This window comes from Neisseria sp. P0009.S007 (assembly GCF_051962515.1).
On record NZ_JBQCVF010000824.1, the window covers coordinates 1 to 580 of the forward strand.

General features: G+C 49.0%; 1 protein-coding gene. It reads left to right on the forward strand.

Features of this window, described 5'->3' with window-relative positions; all coding sequences use genetic code 11:
- Nucleotides 1-580: Hsp70 family protein (locus ACTHS3_RS16610; RefSeq protein ID WP_440368587.1), on the forward strand; the 580-nt coding region annotated here is incomplete at both ends.

The window sequence follows — 580 nt, forward strand, 5'->3', positions numbered from 1 at the left end:
GGCAAAAGTAATCGGTATTGACTTAGGTACAACCAACTCTTGTTTGGCCATTTCTGAAAACGGTCAAACCAAAGTGATCGAAAATGCAGAAGGTGCACGCACCACTCCTTCCGTTATCGCTTATTTGGACGGCGGCGAAATCCTCGTCGGCGCGCCTGCCAAACGCCAAGCGGTAACCAACGCTAAAAACACTATTTACGCCGCCAAACGTTTGATCGGCCACAAATTTGAAGACAAAGAAGTACAACGCGACATCGAATCTATGCCTTTCGAAATCATCAAAGCCAGCAACGGCGACGCATGGGTGAAAGCGCAAGGCAAAGAGCTGTCTCCTCCTCAAATTTCCGCAGAAGTTTTGCGTAAAATGAAAGAAGCTGCCGAAGCTTACTTGGGCGAGAAAGTCACTGAAGCTGTGATTACCGTTCCTGCCTACTTCAACGACAGCCAACGTCAAGCGACTAAAGACGCAGGCCGCATCGCAGGTTTGGAAGTAAAACGTATCATCAACGAACCACCCGCTGCCGCTTTGGCATTCGGTATGGACAAAGGCGACAACAAAGACCGCAAAGTAGCCGTATAT